The organism is Streptomyces sp. NPDC030143, from assembly GCF_055573695.1.
This window is the reverse complement of the sequence record NZ_JBVIAY010000002.1, coordinates 453,631-470,406: the sequence shown is the minus strand read 5'-3', so window position 1 is coordinate 470,406 and position 16,776 is coordinate 453,631. Positions and strand designations below refer to the sequence as shown.

General features: G+C 72.8%; 14 protein-coding genes and 1 pseudogene. 9 read left to right on the top strand and 6 right to left on the bottom strand.

Translation table 11 applies throughout. The features are described 5' to 3' along the window. Positions 1-17: 17 nt before the first annotated feature. The 5 genes and pseudogenes from ACZ4YY_RS05150 to ACZ4YY_RS05130 form a co-directional block, all read right to left on the bottom strand. Positions 18-1,322, bottom strand: coding sequence for a M20/M25/M40 family metallo-hydrolase (locus tag ACZ4YY_RS05150; RefSeq protein WP_468283961.1), 1,305 nt, complete (start codon positions 1,320-1,322; stop codon positions 18-20). Continuing rightward, positions 1,315-2,148: a M55 family metallopeptidase gene (locus ACZ4YY_RS05145; protein ID WP_468283959.1), complete on the bottom strand. Its 834-nt coding sequence runs from the start codon at positions 2,146-2,148 to the stop codon at positions 1,315-1,317. Before ACZ4YY_RS05145 ends, ACZ4YY_RS05150 begins: the two co-directional genes overlap by 8 nt. 472 nt (positions 2,149-2,620) lie before the next feature. Continuing rightward, entirely contained in the window at positions 2,621-3,346 is a 726-nt protein-coding gene (locus tag ACZ4YY_RS05140) for a methyltransferase domain-containing protein (RefSeq protein WP_468283957.1), read from the bottom strand. Positions 3,347-3,701: 355 nt separating this feature from the next. Next, positions 3,702-4,796 (bottom strand): annotated as a pseudogene (locus tag ACZ4YY_RS05135) (PAS domain-containing protein); the annotation flags it as partial. Between the two features lie 426 nt (positions 4,797-5,222). Next, the gene (locus tag ACZ4YY_RS05130) at positions 5,223-5,666 is read right to left on the bottom strand and encodes an SRPBCC family protein (RefSeq protein ID WP_468283955.1); all 444 of its coding nucleotides are present in this window, start codon (positions 5,664-5,666) and stop codon (positions 5,223-5,225) included. Positions 5,667-5,834: 168 nt separating this feature from the next. Here ACZ4YY_RS05130 and ACZ4YY_RS05125 point away from each other — a divergent pair, with 168 nt between their 5' ends. The 4 genes from ACZ4YY_RS05125 (at position 5,835) to ACZ4YY_RS05110 (ending at position 9,617) form a co-directional block, all read left to right on the top strand. Further along, positions 5,835-6,914: an Rv2578c family radical SAM protein gene (locus ACZ4YY_RS05125; protein WP_468283953.1), complete on the top strand. Its 1,080-nt coding sequence runs from the start codon at positions 5,835-5,837 to the stop codon at positions 6,912-6,914. Positions 6,915-7,049: 135 nt separating this feature from the next. Next, positions 7,050-8,624 (top strand): alpha/beta hydrolase, encoded by a 1,575-nt coding sequence (locus ACZ4YY_RS05120; RefSeq protein WP_468283951.1) that lies wholly within the window; start codon positions 7,050-7,052, stop codon positions 8,622-8,624. A 61-nt stretch (positions 8,625-8,685) separates the two neighbouring features. Beyond that, positions 8,686-9,087, top strand: a complete 402-nt coding sequence (locus tag ACZ4YY_RS05115; protein WP_468283949.1) for a RidA family protein — start codon at positions 8,686-8,688, stop codon at positions 9,085-9,087. Between the two features lie 20 nt (positions 9,088-9,107). Further along, positions 9,108-9,617, top strand: coding sequence for a GNAT family N-acetyltransferase (locus tag ACZ4YY_RS05110; RefSeq protein ID WP_468284360.1), 510 nt, complete (start codon positions 9,108-9,110; stop codon positions 9,615-9,617). A gap of 43 nt (positions 9,618-9,660) precedes the next feature. Here the strand turns inward: ACZ4YY_RS05110 and ACZ4YY_RS05105 are convergent, their stop codons facing one another. Continuing rightward, complete coding sequence (locus tag ACZ4YY_RS05105; protein WP_468283947.1) at positions 9,661-10,236, bottom strand: adenylosuccinate lyase; 576 nt, start codon at positions 10,234-10,236, stop codon at positions 9,661-9,663. A gap of 591 nt (positions 10,237-10,827) precedes the next feature. Between ACZ4YY_RS05105 and ACZ4YY_RS05100 the strand changes: the two genes are divergently transcribed. From ACZ4YY_RS05100 to ccrA, 5 genes are all read left to right on the top strand, one after another. Next, positions 10,828-11,406: an RNA polymerase sigma factor gene (locus ACZ4YY_RS05100; protein ID WP_468283945.1), complete on the top strand. Its 579-nt coding sequence runs from the start codon at positions 10,828-10,830 to the stop codon at positions 11,404-11,406. Then, on the top strand, positions 11,403-11,855 hold the full coding sequence (locus ACZ4YY_RS05095) for a hypothetical protein (RefSeq protein WP_468283943.1): 453 nt from the start codon (positions 11,403-11,405) through the stop codon (positions 11,853-11,855). The genes ACZ4YY_RS05100 and ACZ4YY_RS05095 overlap by 4 nt, the downstream gene beginning before the upstream one ends. A gap of 403 nt (positions 11,856-12,258) precedes the next feature. Further along, a complete protein-coding gene (locus ACZ4YY_RS05090) occupies positions 12,259-14,064 on the top strand; it encodes a 3-hydroxyacyl-CoA dehydrogenase family protein (RefSeq protein ID WP_468283941.1) in 1,806 nt (601 codons plus the stop codon). Between the two features lie 136 nt (positions 14,065-14,200). Next, entirely contained in the window at positions 14,201-15,016 is an 816-nt protein-coding gene (locus tag ACZ4YY_RS05085; RefSeq protein WP_468283939.1) for a TetR family transcriptional regulator, read from the top strand. Between the two features lie 421 nt (positions 15,017-15,437). Continuing rightward, entirely contained in the window at positions 15,438-16,775 is a 1,338-nt protein-coding gene (gene ccrA / locus ACZ4YY_RS05080) for a crotonyl-CoA carboxylase/reductase (protein WP_468284358.1), read from the top strand. Position 16,776: the final 1 nt, after the last annotated feature.

The following is a 16,776-nucleotide window of genomic DNA, read 5'->3' as shown; positions in this document are numbered from 1 at the left end:
GCTGTCTCCCCCTTCGTCTAGGCCGTGCGCAGGAAACGGTCGAGGACGTCGACGCCGAAGTGGAGCGCGTCCACCGGGACGCGTTCGTCGACGCCGTGGAAGAGGGCCTGGTAGTCGTAGCCCTCCGGCAGCCTCAGCGGTGCGAAGCCGTAGCAGGTGATCCCGAGCCGGGAGAACTGCTTGGCGTCCGTACCGCCCGACATGCAGTAGGGCACCACGTGTCCCTCGGGCGCGAACTTCTCGACGGCGGCCCGCATCCGGCGGAACGTCGGCGAGTCGACCGGAGCCTGGAGGGCGACCTCCCGGTGGGCGAACTCCCACTCCACGTCCGGACCGACGAGTGCGTCGACCGTGGCGCGGAACTCCTCCTCGGCGCCCGCGAGGTACCGTCCGTCGACGTACGCGACGGCCTCCCCCGGAATCACGTTGATCTTGTATCCGGCGTCCAGCATGGTCGGGTTGGCGCTGTTGCGCAGGGTCGCCTCGACCAGTGAGGCCGCCGGGCCGAGCTTGTTCAACAGGACGTCCACGTCGTCCAGGTCGGGCTCGACGCCGTACAGCGCGGCCAGCTCGGTGAGCGCGGCCCGCACCGTCGGCGTCAGCCGCAGCGGCCACTCGTGCTCGCCGATCCGGGCGATCGCGCCGGCGAGGCGGGTGACCGCGTTCTCCCGGTTGACCTTCGAGCCGTGTCCGGCCCGGCCGCGCGCGGTGAGCCTGATCCAGCCGGTGCCGCGCTCCCCGGCGGCGACGGGGTAGATCTGCCGTCCGCCGCCGTCGTGGAAGGTGAACGCGCCCGACTCTCCGACGGCCTCGGTACAGCCCTCGAAGAGGTGCGGATGACGGTCGGCGAGGAAGCCGGAGCCGTCCTCGGCGCTGGCCTCCTCGTCGGCGGTGAAGGCGACGACGAGGTCGCGCCGGGGCCGGACCCCCTCGCGCGCCCAGGCCCGGACGACGGCGAGGATCATCGCGTCCGTGTTCTTCATGTCGACGGCGCCGCGCCCCCACACCACACCGTCGCGCACCTCCCCCGAGAAGGGGTGCACGCTCCAGTCGGCCGCCTCGGCGGGTACGACGTCCAGATGACCGTGGACGAGCAGCGCGTCGGCGGACGGGTCCGTGCCCTCGATCCGGGCGACGACGTTGGTGCGGCCCGGGGTGCGCTCGACGAGCGTGGGCTCGGCGCCCGCCCCGGCGAGCAGTCCGGCCGCGTACTCGGCGGCGGGCCGCTCCCGGCAGTCCCCGCCGCCCCGGTTGGTGGTGTCGATGCGGATGAGGTCGGAGGTGAACCGCACCACCTCGTCCTGCGCCTGCGCGTCAGCCATACTGCTCCTCCACTGCGGCCGAGACGACGGTCGTCAGGGCCTTGAACGTGCGGATCCCCTCGTACATGGTGGCGCTGGTGTACGCGACCCTGCGCTCACCGACGCGGGCCACCCCGGGCACGACGGTCGCGGCCAGGGCCAGGTGTTCGGCGTCGAACTCGACGGCGATCGTGAACGGCCCGTTCTGCACCGGATCCTGACGCACCGCCAGTTTCGTCGCCTCCCGGGCCGCCGCGCGGATGTCGGCGGCGGTGCGGGCCGGTGTCCGGCACACGGCCGCGTACCGCGACACATGGTCCTTGACGGCGACCTTCAGCGCCTCGGGTGCGTACCCGAGCGCGTCCTCACAGGCCACGTCGTCCCCGGTCACCAGCACCACCGGCACCCCGTACTCGGCGACGACGCGCGCGTTGAGCATCCCCTCGCCGGCCCGTACGTCGTTCAGCCACACCCCGGTGACGGAGTTGGCGAGATAGGTGTGGGCGAGGACGCCCTCCTCCCCGGCGCCCGCGTGATAGCCGACGAACGCGATCCCGTCGACGTCGCCGTGCTGGACGCCCTCGACCATGGACAGCGCCTTGTGCCGCCCGGTGAGCAGCTGCGCCCGCTCGTCGAGCCGCTCCAGCAGCAGGTTGCGCATCGTCCAGTGCGCCTCGTTGACCAGCACCTCGTCGGCGCCGCCGTCGAAGAACCCGAGCACGGCGGCGTTGACGTCCGAGGTGAACATCGCCCGGCAGCGCTCCCACTGGGGCGTCCCCGGCAGCACGTCGGCCGGCCAGGTGACGCCGGTGGCGCCCTCCATGTCGGCGCTGATGAGGATCTTCACGACGCTGCCGTCCTCCCGGTCGATGGTCCGCCGCCGGCACCGATGACGGCGGTTTCCGACAGCATGCAGCACCGGGCGACCCCCGCGGGCGAGGTCGCGCCACGCGCCGTCACCGGGCCCGCGACGAGCCGCCCGGCGCCCGGTGCCCGGCGCCCGGCGTACAGCGCGCCGCCGCGTGCCACGGCCCCTGCCACCGGGGCGGGCTCCGGTGGCCCGCTTCACCCGCCGTTCACGGGGCCCCGCGGCGCCCGCGGCCCCACCGGCGTCGTGATCTCCCCGGCGGCAGCCTCCGCCCCGGCGGAACACGGACCGCAGGAGCAGAATCCGGCGTCGCGGCCGGAGGTCCACTGACCGAACGCCGGAAGTGCCGACCGGCGGGTGCCGGACCGGTCAGCGGCTCCTCGTCGGTGGTGCCCGGCACCGCGCCCCGCACAGGTGCGACGGGAGGAGCGACGGTCCGGCAGGACGGTCGTCACACGGTGCGGCGGACCACGAGCCACTTCGACGGCAGCTCGATCCGGGTGCCGTCGGCGGTGAACTCGGTGGTGGTGAGCGGCAGGTCGCCGGAGGCGAGGACGGTGAGCCCGGCGGCGGCCACGTACGCGAACAGGGCGTCGTCGGCCACCTCACCGGGCGCGATGCCGTGCCGGAGGACCGAGGCCAGCTTGGGGGGCGGTCCGGCGGGACCGTGGGCCAGGTCGGCGAGGACCGGGCGGGCGGCCTCGGACAGCTCCACGAGGAAGCCCCGGCCGCTCTCGCCGAGAAGGGCGGCGACCCCGTCCACCAGCGCCTGCCGGTCGGCGGGCTCGCACTGGTGCAGGACGCCGCGCACATAGACGTTGGCGTCGCCGAGTTCGGTGTGCAGCGTCGCGGCCTCGCCGTCGCCGGCCGCGTCCAGCAGCCGGTACGTCGCCTGCCCCGCGGGGTCGGCGCGGCGGGCGTGGTCGAGAGCCGCGGCGGCGAGGTCGACGCCCACGACGTGCGGGAAGCGGTCGGCGAGGAAGCGGGTCTGGGTGCCGTTGCCGCAGCCGAGGTCGATCAGCGGCAGTGCGAAATCGGCGAGATACGGCTCGAAGAAGGCGAGGTGATGGGCGGAGGTCACGGCGGGGGCCGCGTCCCAGAACACCGCGCCCGGCTCGCCGGGGGCCTCGCGCCAGAAGCCCTCCCAGGCCTCCCGGTACCGACTCGTCACGCTCATGCCCAACTCCCCAGGGTGCGGCTGCTCCGCCGTGAGTGACGGGCGAGTACGGTCTATCGTCCTGCGGTGGTCCGGACAAGCGCGGGGCGCGGACCTTCACGCCTCGTTCGACAGACGTACCGCCCGGTGTGTCCCGTTCAGCGCTGGGCAGGGTCAGTTCGAACCACACGGATTTCCCGGCGCCGGTGCGGCCGGCACCCCGCCGACGGGCCAGGGTGGCGACCACCCGCAGCCCCCGCCCGGCCTCGTCGCCGGGTCCGGCGCTCGACAGGGTCGGCAGCTCGTGGTCGTCGTCGTCCACCTCGCACGGCAGCGTCTCCCCGCGCACCAGCCGCAGGGCGACGGGCCCGGCACGGGAGTGCCCGGCGTTGGTGACCGGTTCGCCGGCCATCGCGACGACGTCGTCCCAGCGGCCGGGCTCGTCGGTGTGCTCGACGGCGACCCGGTGCCCCATCGTGGTCGTGTCCGGCACGCCCTCGGGGAACCCCTCGCCGACGACGACCTGTTCCCGCGGACAGGTTCCGGCGACGTCGGCGAGGCCCGGCACGACGGCCCTGCTGACCTCGATGATCGTGCGGGACACGTCGAGAGAGGTGCCGATCCTGCCGCTGACCTAGCTGAGGGACTCCAGGCGCTCGCGGACGGCGGTGTGGTCCTCGCGCTCGTCGTCCGGGTCGTCGGGGGCGGGCGCGCCCCGGACGCCGCCCCGGGCGGCCCGCTCGCGAGGCGCCCTGCGCTCGACGCGCCGGGCCACGCCCCAGTCCGGCGTCACGGGTACCCGGTCGCTCCGGCTGAACTCCAGGACGGGGTAGCCGAGTTCGAGGACCTGCCCGACGATGCGGGCGCTGTCGCCGACGCTCACTCCGGGCAGGATCTCGGGCAGCCGGCGGGCCAGTTCCTCGGCTCCGGGGAAGTCGGTGTGCAGCGCGAAACCGGGGGCGATGCGCTCGACGAGCAGGCCGTCGCCGTGGCCGCCCCGGTACAGGTGTTCGGTGTCGGCGGCCAGGACGAGCAACCGCTCCCGCCCCGGGCCGACGAGCGGGTACGCCCACCACAGCACGTCGACGCGGTCGCGCTCCGGCACGGTCAGCCGGGCCCGCCCGGCGGCCGGGTAGCTCAGCCCGCCGTCGAAAGAGGTGTCGAGGCCGGGAGAGGTGTCGAGGCCGGGCCCGAGTCCGTCGTGGGCCGCGTGGCCGCCGTACGGAAGGTCCTCGTCCACCTCGGGGAGGGCGCCCGAGACGGGGAGCAGGTCGAGCGCCGTCCGGCCGATCGCGTCCTCCTTGGCGACGCCGAAGAGGCGGCGGGCGCCGGTGCTCCAGTGCGAGACGAGGCCGGCGCGGTCGACGAGGACCACGGCGAGCGGGATCCGTCCGGCGTCGGCGGGTCCGGTGGGAGCGTCGGTCCCGGCTCCACGGCCGAAGGGCGCCCCCCTTTCGGTGCCGTGGTCCATGGCCCAGGCCCTCTCTCCCCAGAGCTGCGCAAGATCTGTCCGCAGCCCCCACCGTACGGCGGGCGCCGCGCGGGATGTGCGGCATTTCTGGAATTGGTGCCACCGCTGTACCGGCGGGTAGGGAGACGTCCCGAACGCCCGCCGACAGCGTGTCCCGGACCCGCGTCGCACCCGGTCCGGCCGCCGCCGGACCGTCGTCCCACGGGACTGGGAGACCGCGATCCCATGGGACCGCCGGACCACCGGACCGCCGGACCACCGGACCACCGGGCCGCCGGGCCGCCGGGCCGCCGCAGCGGAACGTGCCCCGGGCCCGGCGGAGGGGGTTCGGCGGTGGAGCGTGGAGTGCGCACGGCACGGCCGTGGTCGCGCCCGTCCGCCGAACCTCCCGCACCCGGGCGTCGGCGGCCGGGCCGACCGCGGGTGCTACTTCTCGACCTCGGCGGCGAGGTTGGCGAGGATCGCGTCGTAGATCCGGCCGAGTCCCTTGGGTGCGAAGGTCCTCTCGAAGAAACCGCCGATGCCGCCCGCGCCGGTCCAGGTGGTGGTCACCACGACCCGGGCCGCGCCCTCGCCGGCCGGGGTGACGCGCCAGACGGTGACCATCGAGGAGTTGCGGTCCTTCTCGACGAGTTCGCCGTCGGTGGGCTCGGTGACCTCCAGGAGGCAGTCGCGCACGCGCTTGCTGGTGGCCTGGAGCTTCCAGTGGACGAGGGTGCCCTCGCCGTCGCCGCCCTCGCGCACCTCGTACTCGCTGAACTGCTCGGGCAGCAGCTTGCCGCGCGTGTCGCTGTAGTCGGCGAGCGTGTCGAACACCGTGTCCGGGTCCGCCGCGACGACCCGCTCGGTGGTGGCCTCGACCTGCGCCATGTGTTCCTCCAGGTCCTTGTTTCTCGGGGTGGGGGCCAGCCAACCACCCCGGTCTGCGGCCGCCCAAATCGGGGGTGCGCAAGCGGTCGACAGGTGATCGGAAACCACCGTCGCACGATCATGGGAACACGTGTTCTATTGTGGGGGCAGTGCTACCGAGGAGGCGTCATGCGCTGGGAGAACCTCACAGTGGAGTCCCGTCACGACCGCGCGGCGGACACCGCGCTGTTCGGCGCGGACGCGGTGACCACCCGTACGTTCGACACGCCCGAGTTCCGCGGGATCACCTTCCACGAGGTCCGGGCCCGCTCGGTGCTCAACCGGGTGCCGGGCGCCTCCCGCATGCCGTTCGAGTGGACGGTCAACCCCTATCGGGGCTGCACACACGCGTGCGTGTACTGCTTCGCCCGCAAGACGCACAGCTACCTCGACCTCGACACCGGGATCGGCTTCGACACCCAGATCGTCGTGAAGGTGAACGCGCCGGAGGTGCTGCGCCGGCAGCTGGCCTCGCCGCGCTGGCACGGCGACCACGTCGCGATGGGCACCAACGTCGACTGCTACCAGCGCGCCGAGGGCCGCTACCGACTGATGCCGGGCATCCTGGCCGCCCTGCGCGACCACGCCAACCCCTTCTCGATCCTGACCAAGGGCACGCTGATCCTGCGCGACCTCGACCTGCTGAAGCAGTCCGCCCGGGTGACCGACATCGGCGTCTCCGTCTCCGTGGGCTTCACCGACACCGAACTGTGGCGCACCGTCGAGCCGGGCACCCCGTCCCCGGAGCGCCGCCTGGACGTGGTGCGCGCCCTCACCGAGCACGGCATCGGCTGCGGTGTGCTGATGGCGCCGGTGATCCCCTTCCTCGGCGACAGTCCGGCGCAACTGCGCGACACCGTGCGGGCGATCGCGGCCGCCGGGGCCACGTCCGTCACCCCGCTGGCGCTGCATCTGCGGCCCGGTGCCCGCGAGTGGTTCACGGCCTGGCTCGGACAGCACCACCCTCACCTGGTGCGCCGTTACGAGCGGCTGTACGCCGAGGGCGCGTACGCGCCGAAGTGGTACCAGCGCCGGATCACCCGTCAGGTCCACGACCTGGCCGAGGAGTACGGCATCGGGCCAGCGCGCGCGGGGATGCCCCGCCGGACGCGGCCGCCCGAGCCGGTGGACGACCCCGCGGACTCCGGGCCGGAGTCGGGGCGGACGGCGCCGCCGGCGTCCGGGCCGACCCAGCTCACGCTGATCTGAGCGCGTTCGAGGGCATCCCGCGACCCGATCGGGTCAACTCGCCCCGCGACGGGTTCTTGCGGGCTTGCGTTCCGGGACGATGCGCCGAGGGCCGTGACCAGCGCGGTCCGTCGACCTCCGTCCTGGGAGAACCACATGAGCAGACGCACAGCCGTGCTGTGCGCGGCCGCCGTCGCGGCCGGGACGTTCACCGTCCTGCCCGCCGACGCGAGCCCGTCGCCCGCCGCGCAGGCGGCCGCAACCGGGCGACTCGCCTGGAAGAGCTGCGGTACGACCGCCGCTCCGACGCTCGAGTGCGCCTCCCTCGAGGTGCCGCTGGACCACGCGGACCCGCGGGGCAGGCGGATCACGCTCGCGCTGTCCCGGGTCCCGCACACCGCGAAGCGGTACCAGGGGCCGCTGGTGGTCAACCCCGGCGGACCCGGGGGCAGCGGGCTGAGCCTCGCCGGTTTCGTCGCCAGGACCCTGCCGAGGTCGGTGGCCTCCCAGTACGACGTCATCGGCTTCGACCCGCGCGGCGTGGGAAAGAGCGAGCCCTCCGTGGTCTGCGAGCCGGGCCACTTCGCCCCCGTGCGCCCCGACTCGCTGCCGGCCTCGGAGGCGGTCGAGCGGGCCAACCTCGACCGTGCGCGGTCCTTCGCCGAGACGTGCGGCAGGAAGTACGCGGACGTCCTGCCGTACCTCGACACCCTCGGCACCGTCCGGGACATGGACGCGATCCGCCGGGCCCTCGGCGCACCGCAGCTCAACTACTTCGGCTACTCGTACGGCACCTACCTCGGCGCCGTCTACGCCAAGCTGTACCCGCAGCGCGTGCGGCGTCTGGTCCTGGACTCGATCGTCGACCCCACCGCCGTCTGGTACGACAGCAACCTCGCCCAGGACCACGCCTTCGACGACCGCCACCGCGCCCTGATGGCGTGGATCGCGCGGCACGACGGCACCTACCGGCTCGGCACCGACCCCGCGCGGGTCGAGGCCGCCTGGTACGTGATGCGGGCGGCCCTGTCGACGAGGCCCGCCGGCGGCAAGGTGGGCGCCGCGGAGCTGGAGGACACCTTCCTGCCCGGCGGCTACTACAACGGCTACTGGCCGTACCTGGCCGAGGCGTTCGCGGCGTACGTCAACGACCGGGACGCCGACCCGCTGGTCGAGGCGTACGAGGACTTCGCCGCCGTCGACGCCGCGGGGGACAACGGTTACAGCGTCTACACGTCGGTGCAGTGCCGGGACGCCGCCTGGCCGCGCGACTGGGACGAGTGGCGCTCGGACAACTGGGCGACGTACCGCAAGGCACCCTTCATGACCTGGAACAACGCCTGGTACAACGCGCCGTGCGCGTTCTGGCCGACGCGGTCGCGGGGGCCGGTGAACGTCGCCACCGGCAAGCTGCCCCCGGTGCTGCTGTTCCAGGCGACCGGCGACGCGGCCACCCCCTACGAGGGCGGCACGACGGTCCACGCCCTGCTGCGCGGCTCCAGCCTGGTCGTCGAGGAGGGCGGCGGGAACCACGGCGTCACGCTGAGCGGCAACGCCTGCCTGGACGAGCACCTGACGGCGTACCTCGCCGACGGCACGGTGCCGCGCGGCAGGGGTCAGGTGGACGCGGTGTGCGCCGCGCTGCCCGACCCCGAGCCGCCCACCGCCCCGACCGCCCCGGGCTCGACCCGCGGCGCGACGCTGCACGGGCTGCTGGGCTTCCGCGGCTGAGGTCACCGCGGTCCGGCGACCCGCCGGGGGCATTGTCACACCCGTGGTCCAGGATGGAGGCATGAGTGAGCTGACCCGGATCCCCGCCCCCGACGGTGTCGCGCCCGCGGCCCAGTACTCCCATGTCGTCCTGGGGACCGGCCGTTTCGTGGCCGTGTCCGGTCAGCTCCCGCTCGACGAACACGGCGGGCTGGTCGGCGAGGGCGACCCGGCGGCCCAGGCCGGCCAGGTCTTCGAGAACCTGCGACGCTGCCTGGCCGCGGCGGGCGCCACCTTCGACGACGTGGTCAAGCTGACGTACTTCGTCACGGACACGGCCCATCTGCCGGCGATCCGCGCGGCCCGGGCCGCGCACATACCCGACGACCGGTTGCCGGCCGCCTCCGCCGTGCAGGTCGCCGCGCTGGTGCGGCCGGAGTTCCTGATGGAGGTCGAGGCGTTCGCGGTGGTGGCGACCGGGTGACGTCCCTCCTCGTCCGGGAGATGACCCTCGCCGACTGCGACCGCGTCTCCGCGATCCGGGTCCGCGGCTGGCAGAGCGCCTACCGGGGGCTGATGCCGCAGCGCTATCTGGACGCGATGAGCGTCGCCGAGGACGCCGCGCGCCGCCGGGCCCGGTTCGGGCGGGGCGACACCGGTGTGGTGAACCTGGTCGCCGAGCGGGGCGGCGAGGTGGTCGGCTGGGCCGCCCACGGCGCCTGCCGCGAGGGCGCGGGGCCCAGCGCGGACGCGGAGTTGTACGCCCTCTACGTCGACACCGCCCACCGGGGCGGCGGCGTCGGCCGGTCCCTGCTCGGGGAGTCGGTCCGCCGCAGCGCGGCCGCCGGCCACCGCCGGATGTACCTGTGGGTCCTCAGGGACAACACCCCCGCCCGCCGCTTCTACGAACGGGCGGGCTTCCGGGCGGACGGCGCCGAGGAGCCCTTCGAGGTGGACGGCGTACCGGTGCCGGAGGTCCGGTACGCGGCGGACCTGACGAACCGGCCGTCCTGACCAGGCCCGGCGGTCTGCCCGCCGGCGCGGCGCCCGCGAGGGCTCAGCGCTGGCGGGGGATCCGCCCGAGGGCCCGCACGGCCGCCTCGGCGAGGACCGGATGGGCGAGGGCGTCGTTCAGGACGGGACGGGCGCGGTCGTCGCCGAGGGTGCCGAGTCCGTCGACGCAGGCGAGGGCCACCCGACGGTAGGGGTCGTGCGGGCGCAGTCTGCGCCGCAGTGTGGTGATCAGCGCGGGCACCGACTCGGGTGCGCGCAGGTCCACCAGCAGCCGGACCGGGTAGAGGGCGTAGGCGACGCGCAGTTCGTTGGTGGCCAGGGCGGCCGCGGCGCGGGCGGTGCGGGGATCGCCCAGACGGGCCAGGGCGTGGGCGGCGGAGGCGCAGCGCGGCGGGTCGCGGTGGTTGAGGAGCAGGACGAGGGACTCGAAGGCGCGCCGGTCCCCGGCGAGCCCCAGCCGGAACGCGGCCAGTTCCCGCGCCCACAGCGGCCGTCCCGGTTCCGTGAGCACCTCCGCCAGCCGGTCGTGGTCCACGGTGTCCGCCAGCCGCTCGAAGGCCGCCGTGCCACCCGACTCCCGCCGTAAGCGGTCCGTGAGCGTTCGCCACTCTTCGTCCATGGCCCGAGCCTAGAGGGCGGGCGGCGCGCGGCGGCGCACGGAAGCACAAGCAGCGCATCGAGCGTGGGTTCGAATGCGCCGTCTGACGGTGTGCGCCCGCCGCCCGTACGCCCGCGCGGTGGTCCGGGCGGCTCGCACAGGCCCCCGAGCACTCCGCGAGCGGTCCCGTCCCCACCATTGACGTGCAGCTATACCGGGAGGCACGGACAAGCAGGGCCTCCCCGGCAGGCAACTTCGGTCACACCGCGACAACTTCGGCGCGCTTTCGAACGACGTCACCTTCGCACCGGCAAATCCGGGACGCGGAAAGGGGTTGCCGCACCCGTCAGTACGATGCGCAGCCAACAGACCGTCGATCGGCTGTTGTTACCGCATTCACCAGAACAGCCACCTCACTGAGCAGTGGCCTACCAGGGAACGATCAAAGAACGTTGCTACTGATAAGTAACGAGTCATCAGGTGCGCATGGAGACCGACAGGAAAGGGTCGTCGGCCTCTCCCCGGATGATGGGTGCCGTCGATGCGGAGCCGGCGAGCTCCTGCACCGAGGCGCCGGCGGTGCCATCGTTTTGTCCGAAGGGCCTTGAACACATGAGTCCTGTTTTGTCACTCGACCCGTCCCACCACATGGAACTGATGCGCAGCCTGTTCCACAAGGTGCAGTTCGACACGTTCGAGGCCTACGACGACCCGCGCTGCAACGTCACGGCCCTCACCCTGGAGGCCTTCACCAGGACCTTGCCCCGGTTGCCCGAGGGCGTCGGTCTCGAGGAGGCGTACGAGCGGGTGATGGACGCGAGCATGCAGCTCGCGGCGGACGACATGAAGACCCTCGAGGACCACGGTGGCCCGTACCAGGTGCACCTGATCCCGCTGGTCTCCCTGTACGGCTTCCGGTTCTGCCAGGTGGACGACGAGTACCGGCCGTGGCTGGTCAAGGTCGACTGTCTGGAGAAGAAGGAGCGGGCGGTCTTCCGTCTCATCGCCTTCCACGGGTGGACCAACGCCAGGACCGCCGAGGTGCTGGGCCGCTCCGAGGGGTGGACCAGCAAGCTCATGGCGCGGGCCAGGAAACTACTGGCGGACGCCGGCGTCTCCGTGGAGGAGCTCCAGACGGGCTTCTTCGACGTGGAGATCGAGAGAAGGAAGGAGAAGGCATGCCCCCAGTGACGGAACATCGTCGCAAGGCACGTCTGATCGACCATGCCGCTCCGCCCACTCCCCAGGAGTGGCTGGAGAACGATGCCCGGTACTTCGAGGACATCGCGGCCGAGATCCGAAGGCGGGCCGCGGGAGGCGTCGAGGGTGACGCGCCCTGGACCTCGCCGTGCTACTTCGACACGGCTCACCGCCCCGGATCCGCGGTGAGCCGTGTGCTGCTGGCCCTGCGGCACCTGCCCGGCGAGGCGGTCGCCCGCCTCGCCGTCCTGGGCCGGATGTCCCACGGGGAGGACACCCGGTCCCAGGCGGCTCCGGCGGCGGAACGGCCGGCGGACACCGACGCCGAGAAACCGCTGCCCGGCCGCGCCCGCCGCAGGGAGGGCACCGTGAGCCCGCCCGTCCGCGGCGGCAGGGCCGTCGTGACACCACCGGCGGGTGCGAAGGCCCTGGCCGGCTGACGCCCTGACGGACCGCCGCTCCCCGGCCCCGCCGACGGAGCGGCGGTACCGGGCGCAGGTCACAGTCCCCAGGGCTGGCGCGCTCGTTACCCACCGGTTAAGCTCATACGAGCGAGCTACCCGCTCGCAACCCGCTCGCGACGGCCTGGTGACGCAGCCGTCGCGGCGCAGCAGTCGGTTCGGTACCCAGGTACCGCAGCACGACCCGGCCACGGGACAGGGCCGGTCGGTCATCTCCGTTCCTCGGACGTGTGCACGTCCGCAGCGACGGCCCCGGGCGTGTGCGCTCGTAGCCCGGCACCACCCGCATCCCTCACGCACCCGGTGCGCCCGCCTCTTCCCCGAGGTCTCCCGGCGCACCCGGGCGCGCTCCCAGTCGTCACCCTCATTCTGGAGTCCCGCCATGGCCACTCCCCTGTCCCCCGCCTCCCAGTCCCCGCTGCGGACGATCGCCGTCGTCGGCCTCGGCACCATGGGCACCGGCATCACCGAGGTTCTGGCCAAGGCCGGCCGCGAGGTGATCGGCATCGACGTCAGCGAGGCCCAGGCCGCGCGCTCCGTCGCCGCGCTGGAGGCCTCCACCGCCCGCGCCGTCGAGCGCGGCCGGCTCACCGAGCAGGAGCGCGCGGACGCCCTCGCCCGCGTCCGCACCTCCACCGACCTGCGGGCGGCGGCCGACGCCGACCTCGTCGTCGAGGTGGCGCCGGAGTCGTACGAGATCAAGCAGCAGATCTTCCGGGAGCTGGACGGGATCGTGCGTGCGCAGACGATCCTCGCGACCGGCACCAACGCGCTGTCCGTCACCCGCCTCGCCGCCGACTCGGCGCGCCCCGAGCGGGTGCTCGGGCTGCACTTCTTCAACCCGGCGCCCGCGATGAAGCTGGTGGAGGTCGTCTCCTCGGTGCTGACCGCGCCGGCCGCCGTCGCCGCCGTCACCGATCTCGCCCTGGACCTCGGCAAGGAGCCGGTCGCGGTCGGCGACCGCCCCGGGTTCGTCGCGGACGGGCTGCTGTTCGGCTACCTCAACCAGGCCGCCGCGATGTACGAGGCGAAGTACGCCTCCCGCGAGGACATCGACGCCGCGATGCGGCTGGGCTGCGGTCTGCCGATGGGTCCGCTCGCCCTGCTCGACCTGATCGGCATCGACACCGCCCGTACGGTCCTGGACGCGATGTACGCCGAGTCCCGCGACCGGCTGCACGCCCCCGCCCCGATCCTCAAGCAGCTCAGCGAGGCGGGCCTGACCGGGCGCAAGGCGGGCCGCGGCTTCTACACCTACGAGGCGGCCGACAGCGCGACGGTCGTCCCGGACGCGCTGACCCCCGCCACGGGCGGATCCGCCGTCACCGGCCGGACCGTGCGCAGCGTCGGCGTCGCCGGCTCCGGCACGATGGCCTCGGGCATCGCCGAGGTCTTCGCCAAGGCGGGCTTCGACGTCGTCCTCGCCGCGCGCAGCGAGGAGAAGGCGCAGACCGCCAGGGCGCGGATCGGCACGTCGCTCTCGCGGTCCGTCGACAAGGGCCGGATGACGGCCGACGCCGCCGCGGCGACCCTGGACCGGATCACCCCGGCGGGTTCCTACGACGCGTTCGCCGAGGTCGACCTGGCCGTCGAGGCGGTCGCCGAGGACCTGGACGTCAAGCGGCAGCTGTTCGCGACGCTGGACAAGGTGTGCAAGCCGGGCGCGGTGCTCGCGACGACGACGTCCTCGCTGCCGGTCGTGGCCCTCGCCCGCGTGACCTCGCGTCCGCAGGACGTGATCGGCATGCACTTCTTCAACCCGGCGCCCGCGATGAAGCTGGTCGAGGTCGTCCGCACGGTCCTGACCGGCGAGGACGTCCACGCCACGGTCCACCAGGTCTGCGGCCGGATCAAGAAGCACGCCGTGGACTGCGGCGACCGCGCGGGCTTCATCGTGAACGCGCTGCTGTTCCCCTACCTCAACAACGCGATCAAGATGGTCCAGGAGCACTACGCCTCCCTCGACGACATCGACGCGGCGATGAAGCTGGGTGGCGGCTACCCGATGGGCCCCTTCGAGCTGCTGGACGTCGTCGGCCTCGACGTCTCGCTCGCCATCGAGAAGGTGCTGCACCGCGAGTTCCGCGACCCGGGCCTGGCCCCGGCGCCGCTCCTGGAGCACCTGGTGGCCGCGGGCTGCCTCGGCCGCAAGACGGGCCGCGGCTTCCGCGAGTATGCCCGCCGCTGACGGCGTCGGCGACCGGTTCCGGGTCACGCAGGACTGGGGCGGGCTGCTGGATCCGGCGGCCCCTCCCCCGCCCGCCCGGGGCGGGGGAGGCCCCTGGCAGGCGCACCGAGCTGCGCACATGCAGTACGTTCAGGGCATGTCCCAGCCCGCCAAGTCCTCACGCACCCCTGCCACGCCCGACGTTCCGGAAAGTGCCGCCGGCAGTCGCGCGGCGACCCAGCGCCTCAAGATGCGCCGGGAACTGGCGGCCGCGGCGATGGAGCTGTTCGCGACCAAGGGGTACGAGGCGACCACCGTCGACGAGATCGCGGCCGCCGCCGGGGTCGCGCGCCGCACCTTCTTCCGCCACTTCCGCTCCAAGGAAGAGGCGATCTTCCCCGACCACGACGACACGCTGATCCGCGCCGAGGCGGTGCTGAACGCGGCTCCCGCGCACGAACACCCGCTCGACACGGTGTGCCGCGGCATCAAGGAAGTCATGAAGATGTACGCGGCCCGGCCGGAGATCTCGGTCGCCCGCTACAAGCTGACGCGGGAGGTGCCCACCCTGCGTGAGGCGGAGATCGCGTCGGTGGCCCGTTACGAGCGTCTCTTCACCCGCTATCTGCTCGGCCACTTCGACGAGCACGCCCACGACGACGACGCCAACGACGACCCGCTGCTGGCCGAGGTCGCCGCGTCCGCCGTGGTCACCGCCCACAACCACGTCCTGCGGCGCTGGCTCAGGGCCGGGGGCCAGGGCGACGTGGAGGCACAGCTGGACCACGCCTTCGCGATCGTGCGCAAGACGTTCGGAACGGGGATCGGGGCCGGGCGCGGCAGCTCGTCCTCGCCCCGGCCGGCGCCCGCCGCGGTCTCGGCCCAGGGGGAGGTTTTGGTGACGGTCGCGCGCACCGACGCGCCGCTGGACGAGGTGATGCGGACCATCGAGCAGGCGCTCAAGGAGCGCTGAGACGCCACCGCTCCTGTGAGAACGGCCACCCGACCGGGTGGCCGTTTTGGCATGTCAGGGCCCCTTTTCGCGTGGATTTCCGAGGGCGTTCGATCGATCATCGCTCATTTGTTACGTAAAGATTTCAGCTGAGTAGAAGTTCTGGCACTCAGTGCCTTGCGAGGTGACACGCGGTGTCATACGTTGAAGGAGTCCGGGCGGCCGGCGTGCAGAGACCACGCGTACGTCGGCTGTCCCCGCAAGCCGCTCCCGGCCTGCGCGCCCGGACGCCTGCGTCACAGGCAACCTCCCGCGCCACAAAGCGCTGCCGATCAGCACCACCCGCCGAACCGACGGCACTTCCCGACCCCCTCAGCAGCACCGACGTAACCCTCAGCGCCCCTCCCTCAGGGCGCACACCGCCGGAGGCAACACCGTGACCGTGAAGGACATCCTGGCCGCGATCCAGTCGCCGGACTCCACGTCCGCCGACTTCGCCGCTCTGCCGCTCCCCGAGTCGTACCGCGCGATCACCGTGCACAAGGACGAGACGGAGATGTTCGCGGGCCTCGCGACCCGCGACAAGGACCCCCGCAAGTCGATCCACCTGGACGAGGTGCCGGTGCCGGAGCTCGGTCCGGGCGAGGCCCTGGTGGCCGTCATGGCCTCCTCGGTCAACTACAACTCGGTGTGGACCTCGATCTTCGAGCCGCTGTCCACCTTCGGGTTCCTGGAGCGCTACGGCAGGCTCAGCGAGCTCACCAAGCGCCACGACCTGCCGTACCACATCATCGGCTCCGACCTCGCGGGCGTCGTCCTGCGCACCGGCCCCGGCGTCAACGCCTGGAAGCCGGGCGACGAGGTCGTCGCGCACTGTCTCTCCGTCGAGCTGGAGTCGAGCGACGGCCACAACGACACGATGCTCGACCCGGAGCAGCGCATCTGGGGCTTCGAGACCAACTTCGGCGGCCTCGCCGAGATCGCGCTGGTCAAGTCCAACCAGCTGATGCCGAAGCCCGACCACCTGTCGTGGGAGGAGGCGGCGGCCCCCGGGCTGGTCAACTCCACCGCCTACCGTCAGCTGGTCTCCCGCAACGGCGCCGGCATGAAGCAGGGCGACAACGTCCTGATCTGGGGCGCGAGCGGCGGGCTCGGCTCGTACGCCACGCAGTTCGCCCTCGCCGGCGGCGCCAACCCGATCTGTGTCGTCTCCTCGCCGCAGAAGGCGGACATCTGCCGGGCGATGGGCGCCGAGGCGATCATCGACCGCAACGCCGAGGGCTACAAGTTCTGGAAGGACGAGCAGACGCAGGACCCGAAGGAGTGGAAGCGCTTCGGCAAGCGCATCCGCGAGTTCACCGGCGGCGAGGACATCGACATCGTCTTCGAGCACCCCGGCCGCGAGACCTTCGGCGCCTCCGTCTACGTCACCCGCAAGGGCGGCACCATCACCACCTGCGCCTCCACCTCGGGCTACATGCACGAGTACGACAACCGCTACCTGTGGATGTCGCTGAAGCGGATCATCGGCTCCCACTTCGCCAACTACCGCGAGGCCTGGGAGGCCAACCGCCTCATCGCCAAGGGCAAGATCCACCCCACCCTGTCGAAGGTCTACTCCCTGGAGGAGACCGGCCAGGCCGCCTACGACGTGCACCGCAACCTCCACCAGGGCAAGGTCGGCGTCCTGTGCATGGCGCCCGAGGAGGGCCTGGGCGTGCGCGACGCGGAGAAGCGCGCGCAGCACATCGACGCCATCAACCGCTTCCGGAACATCTGAG

What these genes read in the sequence shown, in the direction of transcription:
- ACZ4YY_RS05115 (WP_468283949.1), top strand. Translation starts at nt 8,686, where the DNA reads ATGAGTGAGCTGACCCGGATCCCCGCCCCCGACGGTGTCGCGCCCGCG.
- ACZ4YY_RS05090 (WP_468283941.1), top strand. Translation starts at nt 12,259, where the DNA reads ATGGCCACTCCCCTGTCCCCCGCCTCCCAGTCCCCGCTGCGGACGATC.
- ACZ4YY_RS05110 (WP_468284360.1), top strand. Translation starts at nt 9,108, where the DNA reads ATGACCCTCGCCGACTGCGACCGCGTCTCCGCGATCCGGGTCCGCGGC.
- ACZ4YY_RS05130 (WP_468283955.1), bottom strand. Translation starts at nt 5,666, where the DNA reads ATGGCGCAGGTCGAGGCCACCACCGAGCGGGTCGTCGCGGCGGACCCG.
- ACZ4YY_RS05100 (WP_468283945.1), top strand. Translation starts at nt 10,828, where the DNA reads ATGAGTCCTGTTTTGTCACTCGACCCGTCCCACCACATGGAACTGATG.
- ACZ4YY_RS05105 (WP_468283947.1), bottom strand. Translation starts at nt 10,236, where the DNA reads ATGGACGAAGAGTGGCGAACGCTCACGGACCGCTTACGGCGGGAGTCG.
- ACZ4YY_RS05085 (WP_468283939.1), top strand. Translation starts at nt 14,201, where the DNA reads ATGTCCCAGCCCGCCAAGTCCTCACGCACCCCTGCCACGCCCGACGTT.
- ACZ4YY_RS05120 (WP_468283951.1), top strand. Translation starts at nt 7,050, where the DNA reads ATGAGCAGACGCACAGCCGTGCTGTGCGCGGCCGCCGTCGCGGCCGGG.
- ACZ4YY_RS05140 (WP_468283957.1), bottom strand. Translation starts at nt 3,346, where the DNA reads ATGAGCGTGACGAGTCGGTACCGGGAGGCCTGGGAGGGCTTCTGGCGC.
- ACZ4YY_RS05150 (WP_468283961.1), bottom strand. Translation starts at nt 1,322, where the DNA reads ATGGCTGACGCGCAGGCGCAGGACGAGGTGGTGCGGTTCACCTCCGAC.
- ACZ4YY_RS05125 (WP_468283953.1), top strand. Translation starts at nt 5,835, where the DNA reads ATGCGCTGGGAGAACCTCACAGTGGAGTCCCGTCACGACCGCGCGGCG.